Source organism: Actinomycetota bacterium (assembly GCA_013152275.1).
Classification (GTDB): Bacteria; Actinomycetota; Acidimicrobiia; order Spongiisociales; family UBA4744; genus BMS3Bbin01.
In genome coordinates, this window is record JAADGS010000027.1 from 67,140 (window position 1) to 86,581 (window position 19,442).

The window sequence follows — 19,442 nt, forward strand, 5'->3', positions numbered from 1 at the left end:
TCAGTCCAAAAGTAGTAGACCCATCAGGGGAAGAACAACGAATACACCGACAACGTACACCAGGACCGCAGACTTTCGGATCTCGGCGACGGCGGCGAGCTTCCTCGCGAGCCACAATGGGATCTCCCGAATGGCCCGAACAGGGTAGAAGACGAGGATCCCGCCGACGTTGAACAGGGTGTGGACCAGCGCGATGATCAGGCCCTCGGGACGGTCGGCGGCGAGAGCGGCCAGGAGCGCGGTCGCGGTTGTTCCGACGTTTGCGCCGAGTGTCACCGGGAACCCGTTCTCGAGCGTAAGCACACCGGCGGCGATCATGGGAACGAGCAGCGAAGTCGTGATACTCGAACTCTGCACGGCGACGGTCATTACGAGCCCGACCATGATGGCCGGGACGCCGGCGCCACGGCTGAGGACCGCGTTCATAGAGCGCTCGATGCGTCCTGCCATCAGTTGCTTCATGGTTCTGGTGATGAATGCCAGGGCAACGAAGATGAGAGCAATGCCGATGATCAAGAGAAGTGTTCCGAGGAGTGCCTGATGCGCCCCCGTGCTCTGGAGTGCGGCATCGATGAGCTTCACCGGTGCCTTCACGGCAGTCTTGATCGGGCTGTCCGGCTTCTCGAATTGCAGCGTCGTCGATGCTCCGAGCAGGCCGGCGAGCACTGTTGCCGACCGGGACAGGAAGTGAGTGGTGAGTTCGAGAGGGAGAAAGACCAGCACGGCGAGCAGATTGAAGAAGTCATGCATCGTCGCTCCGGCGAACGCTCTACGGAACTCTTGCGACCGTCTCAAGAAACCGAGCGACGCGAGGGTGTTGGTGACGGTCGTGCCGATGTTGGCCCCCATGACCATCGGGACGGCGAGCGGGACCGTCAGCATGCCTGAGCCGACCAGCCCCACGATGGTCGATGTCGTGACCGAGGAAGATTGGACGAGCACCGTGGCGAGAATGCCGACGAACAGGCCCGCGATGGGGTGTGAAACCTCCTGGAAGAGCCGGTCGGTGAAGTCGGCCCCGAAGGCTTTGATGCCGGATTCGAGAGCTTTGACCCCGACGAGGAAGACGTAGAGCAGGAGTAGCACCAAGGCGGCTTGCGCCCACTTGGTTCCCCGATCCCGGAAGCCGATGCTCACTTCTCCCTCCGCGGCCGGCCAGACCATACCATCGGAGTTCTCGGTTGCTGTTCGAGTCGACCCGAGGTCGCGATACGAAGTACGAAGTACCGGGCACGAGGGCGAGTTCCAGTGGTTGCTCCAACAGCCGCCACGTCCGCCCTACGGTCTTGGGTCGATCTGAGGTTGCGATACGAAGTACGAGGTACCAAGTACCAGGTACGGTGAGCGAAGCGAGCCTCCTAGTGCCTCGGCACCGATACCCCGAACGGCCCCGGCCGAGGGGCTAGTAGTGCTGGACCGCTTCGAGGAACTTGCGGGTACGCTCTTCCCGTGGGTGCATGAGGATCTCTTCCGGTGTGTTTTCCTCGACCACGACACCGCCATCGATGAAGGTGACCCGGTCTCCCACCTGGCGGGCGAACCCCATCTCATGCGTGACGACCATCATCGTCATGCCCTCCTCGGCGAGCGTGCGCATGACGTCCAGCACTTCGCCGACGAGCTCGGGATCGAGTGCCGACGTCGGCTCGTCGAAGAGCATCATGTCGGGGTTCATACACAAGGATCGGGCGATGGCCACGCGCTGCTGCTGGCCGCCGGAGAGACGGATCGGGAACTCGTCGATCTTGTCGAGCAGCCCGACTCGCTCCAGCATCTTGCGGGCCACGTCTTCGGCTTCATCCTTGCTGCGCTTCAGAACCTTCTGCTGGGCGATCGTCAGGTTGCCGATCACGGTGAGGTGGGGGAACAAGTTGAACCGTTGGAAGACCATGCCGATCCGGGTACGCACCGCGTCGACGTCTGCATCCGGGTCGGTGATGTCCTCGCCTTCGATCAAGATCTTCCCTGCGGTGGGCTCCTCGAGACGGTTGATGCACCGCAGCAGCGTCGACTTGCCGGATCCGGAAGGCCCGATGATGCACACCACTTCCTTGTGATTGACGACGAAGTCGATACCTTTGAGGACTTCGAGCGGGCCGAAGTACTTGTGGAGGTCGATGACCTGGATCGGCGGCATCACGGTCTTGGTGGCGTCAGCGGGCACGAGCAACTCGTTTCTCGAGGATCGCGACTGCCCTGGTCATCGGGAGGGTCATCGCGAGGTAGACCAAGCCGGCCACGATGAAGGGCGTCGCGTTCGCCGTAATGATCACATGATCACGTCCGAACCGGGTGAGTTCCTTCGTCGCCGCGGTTACACCGAGCACCGAGATCAGTGACGTGTCTTTGAGGAGCGCGACCAGCTGGTTCGTCATGGGCGGGATGATGATGCGAAAAGCCTGTGGGATCACGATTGTGGACATGGCCGTCCCGTATGGCATGCCCAACGATCGAGCTGCCTCCATCTGCCCCCGCGGGACGGCTTCGATGCCGGCTCGAATCGTTTCGGCCATATACGCGGCAGCCACGATCGCAAGGGCGAAGCTGCCATTCGTGTAGGTCCCAGGCAGTCTGAATCCCGTCGCAACAGGAATGCCCTGGCCGATCAGCAGGATTGTGAGGAGGGCCGGGAGACCACGAAAGATCTCGATGTAGATAGACGCAAACCACCGGTATGCCTTGATGACGGAGATACGCATGAGTGCGATGATCAGGGCCAGGACCAAGCCGCCGGAGAAGCCGAACGCGGTGAAGATCAGGGTGTTGCGTGCCGCCTGCGTCAGGATGAGAGGGAAGAGCCCCTTCGCTACGTCCCAATTGAAGAGTGCCTGAGCGAACACTGCCCAGTTGATTGAATACCACACGCCGACCAAGGCGGCGAGTGTTATGACGTAGACGACACCGCGAATCATCTTCGCACGTTGTCGCCTGCTCACATCGTCTCCTTCTTCACGTTTGTGGGGACCCTACCGGGTCCCCACAAACGATTCCAGTGATGCGTCAGGCTCCAGGGAAGTACTTCTGGAAGACCTCGTCATAGCCGCCGTTGTCCTTGAGCTTCTTCAGCTCGGCGTTGATGGCATCCATCAGCGCGGTGCGGTCCTTGCTCGTTGCAAAGCCGTACTGCTCGCCGGTGAAGAACTTTTGTGTCACCACGAAGTTCGGGTCCTGGTTTGCGCGATCCAAGTTGACCGGGAAGTCCTGGAGGATGCCGTCGATATCGCCCGACTGCAGGGCCAGGAACATGGCTGCAGGCTCGTCGAACGACTTGAGCGTCGCGTCTGCAGGGGCGTTCTCCTGTGCGTAGATCTCGCCGGTAGTGCCTGTCTGGACTCCGATCACCTTGCCGGCCATGTCTGCCAGCGTCTTGATCGAGCCCGCATCTGCCTTTCGGATCAGCAGGGACTGGTCGGCGTCGAAGTACGGGTCGGAGAACAATGCGTTTGCCGCGCGTTCTTTGGTGATCGTCATGGCCGAGACCACGATGTCACACGTTCCCGCTTGCGGTGCGAGCCAGATGCCGTCGAACGGCTGGACGGTGACCTCCATCTTCAGTCCGAGACCGTCGGTGATCTTGGACATGAGGTCCATGTCGAATCCGGTCCAGGAGCCGTCGTCGGCCTGGAACTCAAACGGTGGGTAGGGTGCGTCGGTACAGATCGTGAGAGTGTCTGGCTTGACCAACTTGTAGTCACCACTCGATCCCGTCGCGCAGGCCGTCGCCACGAGAGCCAACACGAGTACGAGCACGAGAGCGATGTTCGTTCGTCTCATTGGGTGTTCCTCCTCCTGAGCGCGGGCCGCGCCCTACGCCGAATGTTACGCACGATGTGCCCGGCTTGCACATGCGCCCCGGCTCCGGACTCTCCTTTTCGACGCTTTCGGCACTAATCTGATGTCGCGCGTCGGTGATAGCTTCCAGGTGCGACGCCGAGACTCCACCAAGGATTCCCCATGAACGAAGGTCTGCTGGACCGCATCAACGAGCCGGCCGATCTCAAAGACCTCACCCCGGAACAGCTCGAGGAACTCTGTGGAGAGATCCGGACGTATCTCGTGGACGAGATCAGCAATACGGGGGGCCATCTGTCACCCAACCTCGGTATCGTCGAGTTGACGCTGGCCATCCACCGCAGTTTCGACAGCCCCCGTGATCGCATCATCTTCGACGTCGGACATCAGGCGTACGTCCACAAGCTCGTTACCGGTCGACACGACTTCTCCACCCTCCGTTCGTTCGGCGGATTGTCCGGCTACCCGAATCGTCGAGAGAGCGAGCACGATTGGGTCGAGAACAGCCATGCGTCCACCGCGCTCAGCTATGCGCTCGGCAACGCGATAGCGAATGCCCGGCTCAGGAACAATCGCTTCACGGTGGCCGTGATCGGCGATGGTGCCCTGACGGGCGGCATGGCCTACGAGGCGTTGAACCATATCGCCGTTCTGCGCCCTCCTCGCCTGGTCATCGTGCTCAACGACAACGGACGCTCCTACGCACCGACCGTCGGCGGCATCGCTGCACTCGCTCACGTTCGGTTCGACCCCCGCTATGAGTGGGCCAAGAGGACGCTCGGCAAGCTCCTGCGAAGCATCCCGGCGGTCGGTGAAAGTGCCGACGAGCTTGCTCGCAGGCTCAAGGAGGGTTTCAAGCAGTTGATCGAGCCCGGCACCGTCTTTGACGCGATGGGCTTGAAATACTCGGGAACGATCGACGGCCACGACATCGCCGCGCTCGAGGAGGCATTCGCCCACGCCCGGACATTCGATGAGCCGACGGTGGTGCATGTCGTCACCGAGAAAGGCAGAGGCTACGAACCGGCGGTTCGTGATGAAGTCGACAAGCTGCACGGGGTGCCGTCGTTCGACGTGCCCACCGGCCGTCCGAAGAATTCGGAATTGAAACTGACCGATGTCGCAGGTCGGGCGCTCGTCCACGCGGCAAGAGAACGAGAGGACCTCATCGCGATCTCCGCGGCGATGATCTCGAGTACCGGATTGGCCGAGATGGCCGACGAGTTCCCGGACAGGGTGATCGACACCGGGATCGCGGAACAACACGCCGTGACGCTTGCCGCAGGCCTTGCGATGTCCGGTCTCCGCCCGGTCGTGGCCATCTACTCGAGTTTCCTCCAACGGGCGTTCGATCAGATCACGATGGATGTCGCACTGCACGAACTGCCTGTCGTCTTCCTCCTCGACCGTGCCGGTGTGACCGGCCCCGACGGGGCGTCTCATCATGGCGCGTTCGATCTGTCCTATCTGAGAATGATCCCCAACATGGTGATCGGGGCTCCGTCGGATGCCGTCGAGTTGTGTGCGATGGTGGAGACGGCCCTCGAGGCGGAAGGCCCGATGGCCATCCGATTCCCGAAGGGACCGGCCGGGTCGCTTCCCGAACTCCCCGTGGAGCCGCTGGAAGTTGGCGTCTGGGAAGAGCTCCGGCCGGGAGCCGACGTCATGATCCTTGCCGTGGGTCGCATGGTCGAGCCCTCGATGAAGGCGGCCCTGATGCTGGAGCAGCAAGGCATCTCGGTCGGGGTCGTGAACGCCCGCTGGGTCAAGCCCATGGACAGGAGGCTCGGCGATTGGGCTCGAGCCGTATCTCACGTCGTGACGATCGAAGACAATGTGCTCTCCGGCGGTTTTGGGGAAGGGGTCATGGAGATCCTGAGCTCCGAGGGCCTTGCCGGCAAGGTTCATACGATCGGGCTTCCCGACCGTTTCCTGCCCGCTGGAGCAGCCGGCGAGGTGCTCGAATCGGTCCATATGGATCCGGACGCCCTCGCTCGTCGCATCGCCGTCTTCCTCGCCTGAAACGCCTGATCCCTCCATCGCGGGCATATTCGATGCGTTCGTCGAGGAGTTTTCTCCCAATCGTTGCCTGGAACTAGTTGAAGTCGCCGTTGCCCCGCCACTAAGTTGTTACGGCTGCGGGTTCCCCGCACGTCTAGAGCTGGAGGTCGGATGAGGAAACGAATCATTTTACTGGTGGTTGTCTTTGCGATGATTGCTGCTGCTTGTGCAAGCGGCGGAGAAGCGACATCGACAACTGCCGGTAACGAGACAACGACGACAACTGCCGCGCCCGCGCAAACGACTTCGGGAAGCTTGCTCGACACCATCGTGCAACGCGGCGTTCTCAGATGCGGGGTCAACGAGACGCTGCCAGGATTCGGGTCCAAGGACTCGTCCGGTAAGTTCGTCGGTTTCGACACCGACCTCTGCCGGGCAATCGCCGCTGCCGTGCTGGGCGACTCCACCAAGGTGGAGTTCACGTCACTGACGGCCGCACAGCGGTTTGAAGCCGTGAGCAGTGGATCGATCGATGTGCTGAGTCGGAACACGACCTGGACCCAGAGCCGCGATGGCGAGTTGGGTCTGACGTTCGCACCGACGACGTACTACGACGGCCAGCAGGTCATGGCGCGTACGGCCGACGGTTTCACCGCCGACTCGACGCTTGCCGACCTTCAGGGTGCGACTGTGTGCACCAATGCCGGAACCACGACCGAGAAGAACATCCAGGAAGCGCTCGACGCGATCGGTGTCAAATTCACGCTGACGACCTTCGAAGACTTCAACATTGTGTTGCAGAACTTCAAGGATGGTGCGTGTGACGCGGTGACGACGGACGGTTCGGGCCTCGTGTCCCGCAAGTCGACCGATGAGCCTGCGCCAGGCGACTGGGTCATCTTCCCGTCGGTGCCGCTGTCGAAGGAGCCCCTCGGTCCTGCAACCAAGCAGGGCGATGCGATCTTCGCCGACGCGGTACGGTGGACGATCTTCGCGATGTTCATCGCAGAGGAGAACGGTGTCACGAGCGCCAATGTCGACGAGATGAAGGCCAATCCGCCCACCGGCGAGATCGGTCGTCTCCTCGGTGGCGATGGAGAGAAGCAGACGGCCATGGGGCTGTCCGCCGATGCGTTCTACAACGTCATCAAGCAAGTCGGTAACTACGGTGAGGTGTACGACAGGTACCTGACGCCGCTCGGATTGAAGCGGGGCCTCAACGCCCTGTGGATCAACGGTGGCCTCTTGTACGCACCGCCGGCCCGTTAGACAGAGACACGTGTTGGGGGACGCAATGCGTCCCCCAACCACCTAGAGGAGGAGGGGTGTGAGTCAGGCGCGCGAGACATCTCAGGCACACGCGCGACCTCCGCTGTGGCGCAATGCCGCCTTCCTGAAGTGGGCGGGACAGATCGGTGTTCTTCTCGCGCTGATCGTGGCGGCGGTCGCCGCGGTTACGGTCGCCTCCAACAACCTGAAGGCGCAAGGCCTTCCCTTCTCGTGGAAATTCCTGAGCGACAATCCGGGGATCAGGCTCGCCGAGGGCTTCGCGACCGTCCCCAAGACCGGTCTGGAAGCTCTCCTCGTCGGTGTCGTCAACATGCTCAGGGTGACGGTCACGGGGATCTTCGCGGCGACGTTCCTTGGTGTGATCATCGGCATCGCACGCCTCTCGTCGAACTGGATCGTGTCGAAAGTGGCGGTGGTCTACATCGAGTTGATGCGGAACATTCCGCTCCTCGTCCAGATCGTGTTCTGGTTCTACATCGCCGGCAGCTTCCCCATCCTGAAAGCGACGGGCAACGGACCCATCGAGGGCTGGTTCTACATCACCAACAAAGGAGTCTCGATTCCCTGGTTCTTTCCCCGGGAAGTCTTTTGGCAATGGATCGCGTTCGTCGTCGCAGGCCTGATCGCGGCGCGCTTCGTGTTCCGCTGGCGTGTTCGGCGCCTGGAGGAGACCGGGAAGGCCGGCCACGAGTTCCTCTTCTCGATCGGAACCTTCCTGGTTTTCGCCGTCGTCGGATGGTGGGCATATCCGCTCTCCGGTTTTCTCGGGTGGATCTTCGGCGCGATCGGCTGGGTCTTCCGCTCGACCCCGACACTGCTCGGTCAGGTCATCCTCGCAGCCGGTTCGGCGGGCATCGGGTTCTTGTGGATCAAACGATTCCTCGATTCGCGCCGAACCCCTGCCGGATTGGCCAAGCTGACCGACGACGACTACTTCCGGATCATCTTCGCCGGCCTTCTCGGGATGCTTGGAGCCGCCGTGTTCATCCTGATCCCCGGCATCACGAACGGGATCCTCGATGGATTCCAGAAGTTCTTCGAGTTCGCCGACACGAAGTACGACTGGCTTCGCACCGGGCAGATCGTCCAGTTCGGCCGTCCGGGGGCCGTGGTCACTGGAAAGTTCCTCCAGTTGGCGCCGACCGGCATGACGATGACCCAGTTCTTCTTCGCCGTATGGATAGCCATCACGTTGTATACGGCATCGTTCATCGCGGAGATCGTCCGGGGCGGCATTCTCGCCGTGCCGAAAGGACAGACCGAGGCGGGGCTGGCGGTCGGACTGCGCAGAGGGCAGTTGCTGCGGATGATCGTGCTCCCGCAGGCGTTCCGGGTCATTCTGCCGCCGATGGGCAACCAGTATCTCAACCTCGCGAAGAACACCTCGCTGGGAATCGCGGTCGGCTATGCGGAGGTCGTGGCCGTGGGCCAAACGCTGTTCAACCAGACAGGTGCAACCGTACAGGTCATCCTGCTCTGGATGGCGTTCTACCTGTTCGTGAGCCTCACGCTGAGCGCCATCGTGAACTGGTATAACCGAAGAGTGCAGCTGGTGGAGCGATGACGATACAGGGACCCCCACCTCCGCAAGAGGTCACTCCTCTCGAACGTTGGACTCGATGGTCGAAGGAGAATCTGTTCTCCTCGTTCTTCAACTCCGTCCTCAGCATCGCATCGATCGCGATAGCCGCGCTGGCCATCCGGGGGCTGTTCTCGTTCGTCTTTGCCCCTGAGCGCAAATGGTACGTCATCCCTCCGAACATGAAGCTGTACTGGACGGACGTGTATCCGCCGGAGGTGATGGGCCGGATGTGGGTGACGCTCGGCCTGGTCCTTACGCTGACGGGTCTCAGCCTTGCGATCTGGCGGGTCGGTGGCCATCTCACACCGGCACGCCTTGCTCGGGTCGCAGCCAGTGTCGGCTCGAGCCTTCTGGTGCTCGCTGCCCTCGTTTCGATTCCGGCAATCGTACGGATCTGGATTGCCGTTGTCGGTGTGATCTGCTGGGCCGCTTCGTGGCTGATCAAGCTGTTGTGGTCCGGCGGTGAAGAAGCCGAGACGATATCGACAATGTGGGTGCTGATCGGAACGCTGGTCGCGGTGCTTGCCGTTCTATGGGCTCTGCATATCGAGACGGGGACCAAGGTGTCGCTGACGGTGCAGGCGGCGGTTTTCATCGGTGCCTACATCGTCGGCCTTGTCGTTCGGGATTGGATCCCGAACGCCGTCACGCGGAGCTCGCTCGTGGCGTTCTGGCTCTTGTCGCTTCCCCTCGTGTACCTCGTGATCCAACGAGACCCCGATGTGAGCGCCGTCCCGGTGACGACGATGGTCATCCCCTTCGCGGCGGCCTTCGCGATTGTCGGTGCCGCGTACATGTGGTGGGCAGGGTCTGCGAATCCGGGAGAGGTGGCCAAGCTCGTCGCGGCGCTCCTCTTCGTCGCGGCCATAGCCTCGTGGTTCACCTCGATCGCGATGCTGCCTCGATTTCTCCTTCTGGCCCTGGCGGTATTCGGCCTTGCCGCGCCGACGTTCGGTGGAACGGACCAAGGCCGCAAAGGGCTGGTGATCGGGTGGGTCGTGATGGACCTCCTCATCGCGTACTTCATGACGATGGCGATGGCCAAGACCGGGATACCGGTGCTCGGCGACTTCATCGGCGGGCTGAACCTCACGTTCCTGCTCTCTATCGCAGGTATCGTCCTGGCGTTCCCCATCGGGATCATGCTTGCCTTGGGGCGGACGTCGACCATGCCCATCTTCCGGCTGCTCTCCACCGGGTACATCGAGGTCGTTCGTGGTGTCCCGTTGATTACCGTGCTGTTCTTCGCGAACTTGGTGATCAACCGCTTCCTACCGCAAGATATTCGCCTCGACGACATCATCAAAGCGATGATCGCCGTGGCGTTGTTCGCCGCGGCCTACCTGGCAGAGAACATTCGTGGCGGCCTTCAGTCGATCCCGAAGGGGCAGCGCGAGGCCGCCCAGGCGGTGGGGCTCTCCACCGTTCAGATGACGGTGCTGATCACGCTCCCGCAGGCATTACGGGCCGTGATCCCCGCCATCGTCGGACAGGTCATCACCCTGTTCAAAGATACATCGCTGGTGGCGATCATCGGCTTGGCGGATTTCCTGCGGATTGCCAGGGACGTTGTGCCGAATCAACCGGGATCCCTCGGCAGCATGCAGGAGAGCCTGTTGTTCGCGGTCGTGATCTACTGGATCTTCTCGTTCGGCACGAGCCGCGCGAGCATGCGCCTGGAGAAAAAGTTGGGAGTTGGTGAACGGTGAGTGGAGGGCGCAAATGAGTGAGCGCGACATAATCGTTGTGGAAGACCTCAATAAGTGGTTCGGTGATTTCCACGTGCTGCGCGGGATCACGACCACTGTCAAGGAGCAAGAGGTCGTGGTGGTGATCGGTCCTTCCGGCTCCGGGAAGTCGACGTTCATCCGGTGTATCAACCATCTCGAGCAGCACCAGTCCGGCAAGATCATCGTCGATGGCGTGGAGCTCACGCACGACCTGCGCAACATCGAGAAGATCCGGTCGGAGGTCGGCATCGTATTCCAGCAGTTCAACCTGTTCCCACATCTGACCGTGATGCAGAACCTGACGCTTGCCCAGATCTGGGTACGGAAGCGCACCAAGACCGAGGCCGAGGAGACGGCGAGGCGGTTGCTCGAACGGGTCGGTATCCCGGAACAGGCAGAGAAGTTTCCGGGGCAGCTGTCCGGCGGCCAGCAGCAGCGTGTCGCCATCGCCCGGGCACTCGCCATGGACCCGAAGATCATGCTCTTCGACGAGCCGACGTCCGCGCTCGACCCGGAGATGATCAAAGAGGTCCTCGACGTCATGAAAGAGCTGGCCCGCTCCGGTATGACGATGATCGTGGTCACTCACGAGATGGGATTCGCTCGGGAGGTTGCAGACCGGGTGATGTTCTTCGACTACGGCCAGATCGTCGAGGAGGGGACTCCGGAGCACTTCTTCACCGCGCCGGAGCACGACCGCACGAAGCTGTTCCTGAGCCAGATTCTCTGAGACGTCAGAGGTACTTCGTACCTGGTAGGCGGGTAGTGTCAGCCGGCTATCAGGGCTTGGCAGTGAGACTGCGCTCGAGCCCGCCGAGTCTTGCCTTGATCGTCTCCAGGACCGAACCCGGCCGCGCGTGCTGCTCGAAGTCGAGGTATCCGAGGTCGAGTCCGATTTGCAGATGAGTGTCCACCTCACACGCGGATCCCGCCGCAATCCGGATGAACCGAGCGAACTCCTTTCGACCACCTCGCCCTGCACCCTCCGCAATGTTGGAGGGAATCGACACGGCGGCACGTCGCAGCTGCCGGGTCAATCCGAACTGCTCTCGAGTTGGGAATGATTGAGTGGCCAGGTATAGATCGCGCACAAACCGCTGACTCATTGTCCAGACGTCGAGCTTGCGATAGTCGTGCACTCCGAAACAGATACCACACCGCACGGATCAGGGGAACCTCTTCGACGAAGTACGAAATACGAGGTACGGATTACTTCTTTCCCGTCACGCTCTCGGCGACGGCTCTGATCTCGGCCGGGTCGACAGGTGGGTAGAAGATGAAGCTGTACTCATCGCAGACATCGGGACCTTCGAACCATGCAACGGCCCACACACCGTCCTGGAGCGGTCCGAGGGCCGCATCGACCCCGCGGACCGAAATACGTTCGGGAGTTGCCGTCCACCGTTCCGGGGGCAGGGCTCCGCGAACCATCACCATCACCGGTGATCCGGACGGGCCCGCCCAGAGTCGGATCGTCGTGCCCGGGATGGTCGTGAACTGATCGAGCAGCACGTCCCGTGACTCGGGCTGGTCGGCGGCGACTCTCGTGGGGAGCACGGTTGGCAGGAAGTCGGGAGGGTCACAGACGTCCAAGACGCTCGTGGTTGTCGTGATCACCGCCGTCGTGGGCAGCGTCGTGGTCGTCGGCACCGTCGTGGTCGTTGCCGGCTCGGGTGAACACGCCGCAACGAGTACTGCCGCGATCGCCACGAGTGCTGTCCTCATGAGGGCAGGTTAGAAGTGTTGTCGTGTGAGATTGGTTATGGAGCTGATGGGAACGTACTTCTTGGAGTCGGCATGGCAAGCCGTCATGCCCGCCCCGCTGCCTTGTGTCGATGCTGAGTCGCGATACGAAGTGCGGAATACGAAGTAGGAGCTACGGGATACCGGCCAGTGGTACCGTCGGGGCCGAACGGAGGTATGTGTGAATCCCAAGCAGGTTGCCGAACAGCGGTTCTCCGAGGTCGAGGAGGATCTGAAGAGCATCAGCCACTGGATGTATGAGCATCCCGAGATTGCGTTTCAGGAGTTCACAACCTCGGCGAAGCTGGCCGCGTACCTTGCCGATCATGGCTTTGCCGTCGAGTATCCCGCCTACGGCCTGGACACCGCCTTCGTGGCACGAGTCGGATCGCACGGTCCGGAAGTGGTGATCTGTGCCGAGTACGACGCACTTCCGGGTATCGGCCACGCCTGTGGACATGACATCATTGCCACGGCGTCGTTGGGTGCCGGCCTGGCGCTGGCCGGATTGACGGACGAGTTGGGGTTTCGCGTGACCGTTCTCGGCACTCCCGCCGAAGAGATGAAGGGCGGAAAAGTCGACTTGATCAACGCGGGTGCATTCGAAACTGCATCGGCTGCGATGATGATTCACCCCAGTCCCGACGACGTGCTCGACCCTTCGGTCCTGGCGGTTCGTCATGTCGATCTCGAGTATCACGGCAAGGACTCGCATGCTGCCGGTGCGCCCGAGAAGGGGATCAACGCATTGGACGCGTTTGTTCAGGCGTACGTCAATGTCGCGACGTTACGTCAGCAAATCCTTCCGAGTGACCGTTTGCACGGGATCATCACGCACGGAGGCGACGCGCCGAACATCATCCCCAGTTACACGCGGTCTTCCTGGTACATCAGGGCTGCGACAAAGGAGCATCTCGAGGAACTCGCCGAGAAGGTGATGGCCTGTTTCGAAGCCGCCGCCATCGCCACCGGCTGCACCTGGGAGACTTCTGCAATCGGCCATCCGTATGAGGACCTGGTCAGCAATCCGGTACTCGTGGAGCTGTTCGACCGTAACGCGTCGGCGCTCGGACGCACCATGGCTCGTGGTGCCGACATGCCGATGGCCGGGTCCACCGACATGGGCAACGTGAGCCATGTTGTGCCGGCGATCCATCCGTTCCTGTCGATCAACCCCGGCGAAGCCGTCAACCATCAGCCCGAGTTCGCTGCTGCGACGATCACACCCGATGGGGACAAGGCGATTCGCGATGGTGCACTGGCGATGGCATGGACCGTGATCGACCTTGCGGTGGAGAACCGCTGGGGAGACCTGTAACGAGGAGGCGACGGACCGAGTGTCCGCCGCCTCCATGCCGAGTATTCGGTCTGCCGTGCGCGTTACGACTCGTCGGCCTCGGCCGCCCACATCTCCTTGATGGCGCCGAGACTGCCGAGAATGCCGCTGGTCTCCACCGGCAGGAAGATCTTCGTCGCCCTCCCATCGGCCATGCCCTTGAGCGTATCGAGGTATCGGATCGTGATCAGATCCGGCGTTGGATCCCCGGTGTGGATCGCTCGGAACACACGCTCGATGGCCTGACCTTCACCTTCGGCGACTGTGAGCTTCTGGTACTTGTCGGCCTCCGCGACCCGCTTGATCGCTTCCGCCTGACCTTCGGCCTCGAGCACACGCGCCTGCTTGACACCTTCTGCCTTCAGGATCGCCGACCGTTTCTGGCCTTCCGCCTCGGTGACCACGGCACGCCGTTCCCGCTCCGCCTTCATCTGCCTGTGCATCGCCTGGGTGACATCCGGCGGCGGTTCGATGCGCTGGATCTCTACACGGACGACTCTCGTTCCCCACACGTCGGTGGCGTCGTCGAGGATCTCCCGGAGCTGCGTGTTGATCCTCTCTCGTGACGTGAGCGCCTCGTCGAGCTGAAGATCGCCGACGACGTTACGGAGGTTCGTCTGGGCGAGCTTTGTCGCCGCCATGATGAAGTTGGCGACGTTGTACTTGAGCTTCACCGGGTCGGTTGCCTGGTAGTAGACGACTGCATCGACGGTGACAACCACGTTGTCCTTGGTGATGACTTCCTGCGGGGGCACGTCGACGACCTGCTCTCGCATATCGACGCGCTTCATCGTCTCGATGAACGGGACGATGAAGTTCAAGCCGGGATCGGCGGTTCTGCGGAACTTCCCGAACCGCTCGATGAGTCCTTTCTGGTACTGGCTGACGATCTTGATGGCGTTGGCCACATAAAAGATCGCGAACGCAGCGATGACGATCAGCAGAATGACCGATGGGGGCAATTCCATAGTGTTACCTCTCTTCCGATTCTTCGATTGGTTCGACAACCAGCCGGGTGCCGCGCACGCCGACGACGGTCACCGTCGTGCCTTCTTCTATCCGCTCCGCGTCTGTCGTTGCCCGCCACTCCTCGGTCTCGACCTTGACGCGTCCCTGGTCGTGGATCGGTTCGACCGTTTCCAGGACCTTCCCGAACGAGCCGATGAGACGGTTCGCACCGACCGAGGGCTGAGGTTCATCCGCCGGCGCGAGCCTGCGCAGGCCGATCAGCGCGAGGATCGACACAACGAGGAACGCCGCCCACTGGACGCCGACGGCGACGTTCAGCCAGGCAAGCACCGCAGCGACGACCGCTCCGACCGCAAAGGGCAGGATGAAGAAGCCGGCCGTGAAGACCTCACCCACTCCAAAGACGAAGGCAGCCGAGATCCACACCCACCTCCACAATTCGTTCTCCATTTCGTTGCTCCCTTTATCGAAGACTGCTGCCGAAAGTCCGATTGCTGTCGCTGCGGCGACGAAGACGACGATCACGCCAAGCCGCGATCTGGCGTGGAGTCGTTCCCCGTTCGTGACCGACCTCCAGGTCCGGGCAGGGTCGCTCAGTGGATCCCGCTGTTCTCGTGCCCACATCTCTGCGAAGAGGGACAGATCGGAACCGACGACGGCTTCGGGGCTCTTGCCCTCGGCGGTGGCCAATCGGAGATGCTGTTCGAGTTCCACCTTCATCTCGAGCGCTGCTCGGCGAGGCACCTGGGTCGCGATCCAGTATCGCTCGCAGTCTGCGACGATCTGCACAACGTCAGTTGACACGGGCACCTCCTTCCAACACGGCATCCACGCCTTGTGCCAGCTCCCTCCATGCCGTACTCCACTCTGCCAGCTTGTCTTCACCGGCGGGGCGAATTCGGTAGTACTTGCGCTTCGGTCCCTCCTTCGAAGCGACCTTGTATCCCTCGATGAGGCCTTGTTTCTGCAGCCTGCTGAGCGACGGGTAGATGCTGCCCTCGCTCACCAGCGTCAGTCCCCGCTCCTGCAGCTTTCGCACCATTTCATAGCCGTAGCTGGGTTCTTCCGAGATCACTGCCAGGAGGCACAGATCGAGGGCACCCTTGAGGAGCTGAGAACTGTGTTCAACGCTCATCGACCGCCTATCATGCAATGCAGTATAGCAGCCGGACCCTTGCGTTACAAGTTAGTAGGGGCATCTACACCCGGAGTGCGGTCCTTCTGAACAATGCAGGCTCTTTCCCTGTTCTCGAGACAGCCACACCGACAGGAAGGCCGGCGCTCGAGCCACCACGCCCGCCCCGTGGTCCCGCATCAACGCTCGCCGCGATACGAAGTACAGAGTACGAGGTACCAAGCACGAACCGGGTGAGCTCACTCCTGTGAGAACATCAGGCCATCCTCACCCGCGTCGACGTGGATCGTGTCACCTTCCCGGAACCGGCCTTCGAGGATATCCAGTGCAAGACGATCGCCGATCTGCTTCTGGATGAGCCGCTTGAGTGGCCGCGCCCCGTAGGTCGGGTCGTAACCATGCTCGGCGAGCCAGGCCCTGGCTTCTTTGGTCAGCTCCAGACCGATGCGGCGCGTCGCGAGACGGTCTCTCAGATGCACCATCTGGATCTCGACGATGCGTTCCAGATCCTTCGCCGTGAGGCGATGGAACACGACGATCTCGTCGACGCGGTTCAGGAACTCCGGTCGGAACGACGCCCGAACAATGTTCATGATCTGTTCCTTGACGACCTCGTCCGTCGAGCCTGCTTCGATGAACTCCGAACCCAGGTTTGACGTCATGATCAAGATCGTGTTCGAGAAGTCCACGGTTCTGCCCTGACCATCGGTGAGTCTCCCGTCGTCGAGCAACTGTAGGAGAACGTTGAAGACGTCGTGGTGTGCCTTCTCGATCTCGTCGAGCAGGACCACGGAGTATGGGCGGCGTCGAACGGCCTCGGTGAGTTGGCCACCCTCTTCGTAGCCGACATACCCGGGTGGAGCGCCGATGAGCCTGCTGACCGTGTGTTTCTCCATGTACTCGGACATGTCGATGCGGATCATCGCCCGCTCGTCGTCGAAGAGAAACCACGCGAGAGAGCGTGCCAGCTCTGTCTTTCCGACCCCGGTGGGTCCGAGGAAGATGAACGATCCGATCGGCCGGTTCGGATCCGACAGACCGGCTCTGCTGCGGCGAATCGCATTTGCGACGGCGGTGACGGCGTCGTCCTGACCGACGATCCGCTCGTGGAGGTACTCCTCGAGATGGACCAGTTTCTCGACCTCTCCCTCCATGAGGCGTGACACGGGAATGCCGGTCCAGCGGGCGACGACTTCTGCGACGTCTTCGTCGTCCACCTCCTCTTTGAGCATCTTCATGTCCTCTTGGAGCGACTCGAGTTCGGTCTGGCGGTTTCCCAGCTCTTCGGCGAGCTGTGGCAGGCGGCCGTAGCGAAGCTCCGCGGCATGTTCGAGGTCTCCGGAACGCGCGGCATGTTCGGCCTCGGCCTTGGTCTCTTCGATCTGAGACTTGAGACTGCGGATTCGAGCAATGGCGTCCTTCTCGAGCTGCCAATGCGCACGCAGCCCGCCGATCTGCTCCTGGAGGTCGGCAAGTTCCTTCTCGAGATTGTCGAGCCGTTCGCGAGAGGCTTCGTCGGTCTCCTTCTGGAGGGCCGCCCGTTCGATCTCGAGCTGCTTGATTCGGCGCTCGAGTTCGTCGATCTCCTCGGGCATCGAGTCGATCTCGATGCGAAGCTTCGAGGCGGCTTCGTCGATGAGGTCGATGGCCTTGTCGGGAAGGAACCGGCCGGTGATGTAGCGATCCGAGAGGACTGCAGCGGCCACGAGAGCGGCATCGGTGATGCGCACACCATGGTGGATCTCGTAGCGCTCCTTGAGACCGCGCAGGATACCGATCGTGTCCTCCACCGACGGTGGCTCGACGAAGACCGGCTGGAACCGACGCTCGAGAGCGGCATCCTTCTCGATGTGTTTACGGAACTCGTCGAGCGTCGTTGCACCGATCATGCGCAGCTCACCACGAGCGAGCATGGGCTTGAGCATGTTCGAAGCATCCATCGCACCCTCGGCCGCCCCCGCCCCAACGATGGTGTGCATCTCATCGAGGAACGTGATGATCTCGCCCTGCGCGGACTTGATCTCGTTGAGCACCGCCTTGAGGCGTTCTTCGAACTCGCCCCGGTACTTCGCTCCGGCAACCATCGCGCCGAGGTCGAGTGCGACGATGCGTTTGCTCTTGAGGCCCTCGGGGACATCTCCGTCGGCGATGCGCTGGGCAAGGCCTTCTACGATTGCGGTCTTGCCCACTCCCGGTTCGCCGATCAGCACGGGGTTGTTCTTCGTCCTCCGTGAGAGCACCTGGATCACCCGACGGATCTCATCGTCACGTCCGATCACGGGATCCAGTTTCTGCTCCCGTGCCAGTTCGGTGAGATCACGCCCGTATTGCTCCAGTGCGTTGAACGTCGATTCGGGGTCTTGCGAGGTCACCCGTTGCGAACCGCGGACGTCTGCGAGCTGCTGAAGTATGGCATCTGCCGTGGCTCCAAGGTCACGAAAGGCTGCTCCTGCCGGGTCGTCGCTCTCGGCGAGCGCAAGGAGGAGATGGTCGACGGAGACGTACTCGTCGTGCATTTCCGATCGGTGCCGATCCGCGGCCTGGAGGACGCGAAGCAGCGACTGAGACATCGAAAGCTCGCCTCCGTACACTTTCGGAAGCGTGTCGAGATGTTGCTGCAGGGCCGCGCGCAACGCAGGAGGCTGCACGCCGAGTCCGGTGAGAATCGGGTAGACGATCCCGTCGGCCTGGGCGAGGAGTCCCAACGCGAGGTGGGAAGGTTCCACCGACTGGTGGTGTGCGGTCTTGGCGAGTTCCTGGGCGTCGACGAGCGCCTGTTGTGCCTTGTGCGTGAAACGGTCGAATTCCATGGGCTATCTCCGGTATGGTTCTCCAGGGGGAACCGTAGAAGGACTACTGCAATTCCAGAAAATCTGAGTCTCAGTATATCAAGTTTGGAGGAGAGGGTGGAGCCAAAAGCGCCGCGAGTGTCGGAGTTGTCGTTGGTCATGCAACCTCCGGACGCGAATTCGAACGGTTTCGTACATGGGGGCTCGATCATGAAGCTGGTCGACACGATCGCCGGGGTGGCGGCGATTCGCCATGCCCAGTCACGAGTGGTGACGGCGCAAGTGGACTCCCTGTCGTTTCTCGCTCCGGTACACATCGGGGATGTCGTGACGTTCGAGGCCGTTGTGACCCAGGCGTGGCATACCTCGATGGAGGTCAAGGTCGTCGTACATCGCGAGGATGCACTCCGTGGGGAGCGGACCTTGACGACGACTGCGTATCTGACCATGGTCGCCGTGGACCAGGATGGGCATCCGGTCGAGATTCCTTCGCTCGAGCCGTCGACCGACCGAGAACGGGAACGGCAGGCCGCAGCGGAAGTGCGCAGGGAGGAACGCATCCATCTGCGGGAGCGACTCGGGACGTAGAGTCAGGCGTCGAGCAGGGAGATACGGCGGTTGAGTGCGTCCAGGACGGCCCGCACGGTGGCAAGAGAAGGGTCGTCGTCACGGATGAGGGCGCTGCCGACGAATCGTTCGCTGAGGTTCGTGATGTCCACTTGTGCCAGAGCGATGCGGACATCGCCGAGTTCCTGGGTGGCCACTGCACTGAGATCCATGGTGATCGCGTCGTGAGCGACCTTCTCGATGGCGTGAAGGGTCGCCTCACCCACGAGCCTGGGTCGAGCGGCATCGGCGGTCGCGCCAACGGCCTGACCAGAGAACTCTTCGTCTTCCCACGACAGTGTCACGGTCACTCTCGCATCACCGTCTTCGAGTGATTCTTGAACATGGACGATGACCGGGCGTTCTCGCATGGCAGCAGCCTACTGCCTGGGACCACCAGGAGTCGGTTTAGACCTCGTCAGGCGCTGCACGGTATGCGGTCGCTTCATTCCCCTGACGAAGACCCCCC

18 protein-coding genes are annotated in these 19,442 nt (G+C 61.7%); 7 read left to right on the forward strand and 11 right to left on the reverse strand.

The features are described 5' to 3' along the window. The 4 genes from GXP34_04140 to GXP34_04155 all read right to left on the reverse strand — a co-directional run bounded on the left by GXP34_04140 (position 1) and on the right by GXP34_04155 (position 3,774). The gene (locus GXP34_04140) at positions 1 to 1,164 is read right to left on the reverse strand and encodes a sodium dependent phosphate transporter (GenBank protein ID NOY55157.1); all 1,164 of its coding nucleotides are present in this window, start codon (positions 1,162 to 1,164) and stop codon (positions 1 to 3) included. A gap of 238 nt (positions 1,165 to 1,402) precedes the next feature. Continuing rightward, positions 1,403 to 2,137: an amino acid ABC transporter ATP-binding protein gene (locus tag GXP34_04145; GenBank protein ID NOY55158.1), complete on the reverse strand. Its 735-nt coding sequence runs from the start codon at positions 2,135 to 2,137 to the stop codon at positions 1,403 to 1,405. 16 nt (positions 2,138 to 2,153) lie between these two features. Beyond that, complete coding sequence (locus GXP34_04150) at positions 2,154 to 2,912, reverse strand: amino acid ABC transporter permease (GenBank protein NOY55159.1); 759 nt, start codon at positions 2,910 to 2,912, stop codon at positions 2,154 to 2,156. 88 nt (positions 2,913 to 3,000) lie between these two features. After that, positions 3,001 to 3,774, reverse strand: a complete 774-nt coding sequence (locus GXP34_04155) for a basic amino acid ABC transporter substrate-binding protein (GenBank protein ID NOY55160.1) — start codon at positions 3,772 to 3,774, stop codon at positions 3,001 to 3,003. A gap of 192 nt (positions 3,775 to 3,966) precedes the next feature. Between GXP34_04155 and dxs the strand changes: the two genes are divergently transcribed. From dxs to GXP34_04180, 5 genes are all read left to right on the forward strand, one after another. Then, positions 3,967 to 5,814 carry a 1-deoxy-D-xylulose-5-phosphate synthase gene (gene dxs / locus GXP34_04160; protein ID NOY55161.1) on the forward strand — a complete coding sequence of 616 codons (1,848 nt, stop codon included), beginning with the start codon at positions 3,967 to 3,969 and terminating at the stop codon, positions 5,812 to 5,814. Positions 5,815 to 5,964: 150 nt separating this feature from the next. Beyond that, on the forward strand, positions 5,965 to 7,062 hold the full coding sequence (locus GXP34_04165; GenBank protein ID NOY55162.1) for an amino acid ABC transporter substrate-binding protein: 1,098 nt from the start codon (positions 5,965 to 5,967) through the stop codon (positions 7,060 to 7,062). Between the two features lie 58 nt (positions 7,063 to 7,120). Then, complete coding sequence (locus GXP34_04170; protein NOY55163.1) at positions 7,121 to 8,647, forward strand: ABC transporter permease subunit; 1,527 nt, start codon at positions 7,121 to 7,123, stop codon at positions 8,645 to 8,647. Then, a complete protein-coding gene (locus GXP34_04175; protein ID NOY55164.1) occupies positions 8,644 to 10,374 on the forward strand; it encodes an amino acid ABC transporter permease in 1,731 nt (576 codons plus the stop codon). The genes GXP34_04170 and GXP34_04175 overlap by 4 nt, the downstream gene beginning before the upstream one ends. A 13-nt stretch (positions 10,375 to 10,387) precedes the next feature. After that, positions 10,388 to 11,125, forward strand: a complete 738-nt coding sequence (locus GXP34_04180; protein NOY55165.1) for an amino acid ABC transporter ATP-binding protein — start codon at positions 10,388 to 10,390, stop codon at positions 11,123 to 11,125. A gap of 49 nt (positions 11,126 to 11,174) precedes the next feature. Here the strand turns inward: GXP34_04180 and GXP34_04185 are convergent, their stop codons facing one another. Then, positions 11,175 to 11,534 (reverse strand): four helix bundle protein, encoded by a 360-nt coding sequence (locus GXP34_04185; GenBank protein ID NOY55166.1) that lies wholly within the window; start codon positions 11,532 to 11,534, stop codon positions 11,175 to 11,177. Between the two features lie 70 nt (positions 11,535 to 11,604). After that, on the reverse strand, positions 11,605 to 12,120 hold the full coding sequence (locus GXP34_04190) for a hypothetical protein (GenBank protein NOY55167.1): 516 nt from the start codon (positions 12,118 to 12,120) through the stop codon (positions 11,605 to 11,607). A gap of 271 nt (positions 12,121 to 12,391) precedes the next feature. Here GXP34_04190 and GXP34_04195 point away from each other — a divergent pair, with 271 nt between their 5' ends. Beyond that, positions 12,392 to 13,456: a M20 family metallopeptidase gene (locus GXP34_04195; GenBank protein NOY55168.1), complete on the forward strand. Its 1,065-nt coding sequence runs from the start codon at positions 12,392 to 12,394 to the stop codon at positions 13,454 to 13,456. Between the two features lie 62 nt (positions 13,457 to 13,518). On the opposite strand, the gene GXP34_04200 is transcribed toward GXP34_04195, so the two are convergent. The 4 genes from GXP34_04200 to clpB all read right to left on the reverse strand — a co-directional run bounded on the left by GXP34_04200 (position 13,519) and on the right by clpB (position 18,388). Continuing rightward, a complete protein-coding gene (locus GXP34_04200) occupies positions 13,519 to 14,442 on the reverse strand; it encodes an SPFH/Band 7/PHB domain protein (GenBank protein NOY55169.1) in 924 nt (307 codons plus the stop codon). Positions 14,443 to 14,446: 4 nt separating this feature from the next. Beyond that, entirely contained in the window at positions 14,447 to 15,247 is an 801-nt protein-coding gene (locus tag GXP34_04205) for an NfeD family protein (GenBank protein NOY55170.1), read from the reverse strand. Beyond that, on the reverse strand, positions 15,237 to 15,578 hold the full coding sequence (locus tag GXP34_04210; protein NOY55171.1) for a PadR family transcriptional regulator: 342 nt from the start codon (positions 15,576 to 15,578) through the stop codon (positions 15,237 to 15,239). The genes GXP34_04205 and GXP34_04210 overlap by 11 nt, the downstream gene beginning before the upstream one ends. Positions 15,579 to 15,817: 239 nt before the next feature. Beyond that, positions 15,818 to 18,388, reverse strand: coding sequence for an ATP-dependent chaperone ClpB (clpB, locus tag GXP34_04215; GenBank protein NOY55172.1), 2,571 nt, complete (start codon positions 18,386 to 18,388; stop codon positions 15,818 to 15,820). A gap of 138 nt (positions 18,389 to 18,526) precedes the next feature. On the opposite strand from clpB, the gene GXP34_04220 reads away from it, so the two are divergent. Beyond that, on the forward strand, positions 18,527 to 18,955 hold the full coding sequence (locus GXP34_04220; protein ID NOY55173.1) for an acyl-CoA thioesterase: 429 nt from the start codon (positions 18,527 to 18,529) through the stop codon (positions 18,953 to 18,955). A gap of 2 nt (positions 18,956 to 18,957) precedes the next feature. Here the strand turns inward: GXP34_04220 and GXP34_04225 are convergent, their stop codons facing one another. Next, a complete protein-coding gene (locus GXP34_04225) occupies positions 18,958 to 19,344 on the reverse strand; it encodes a hypothetical protein (protein NOY55174.1) in 387 nt (128 codons plus the stop codon). Positions 19,345 to 19,442 lie beyond the last annotated feature (98 nt).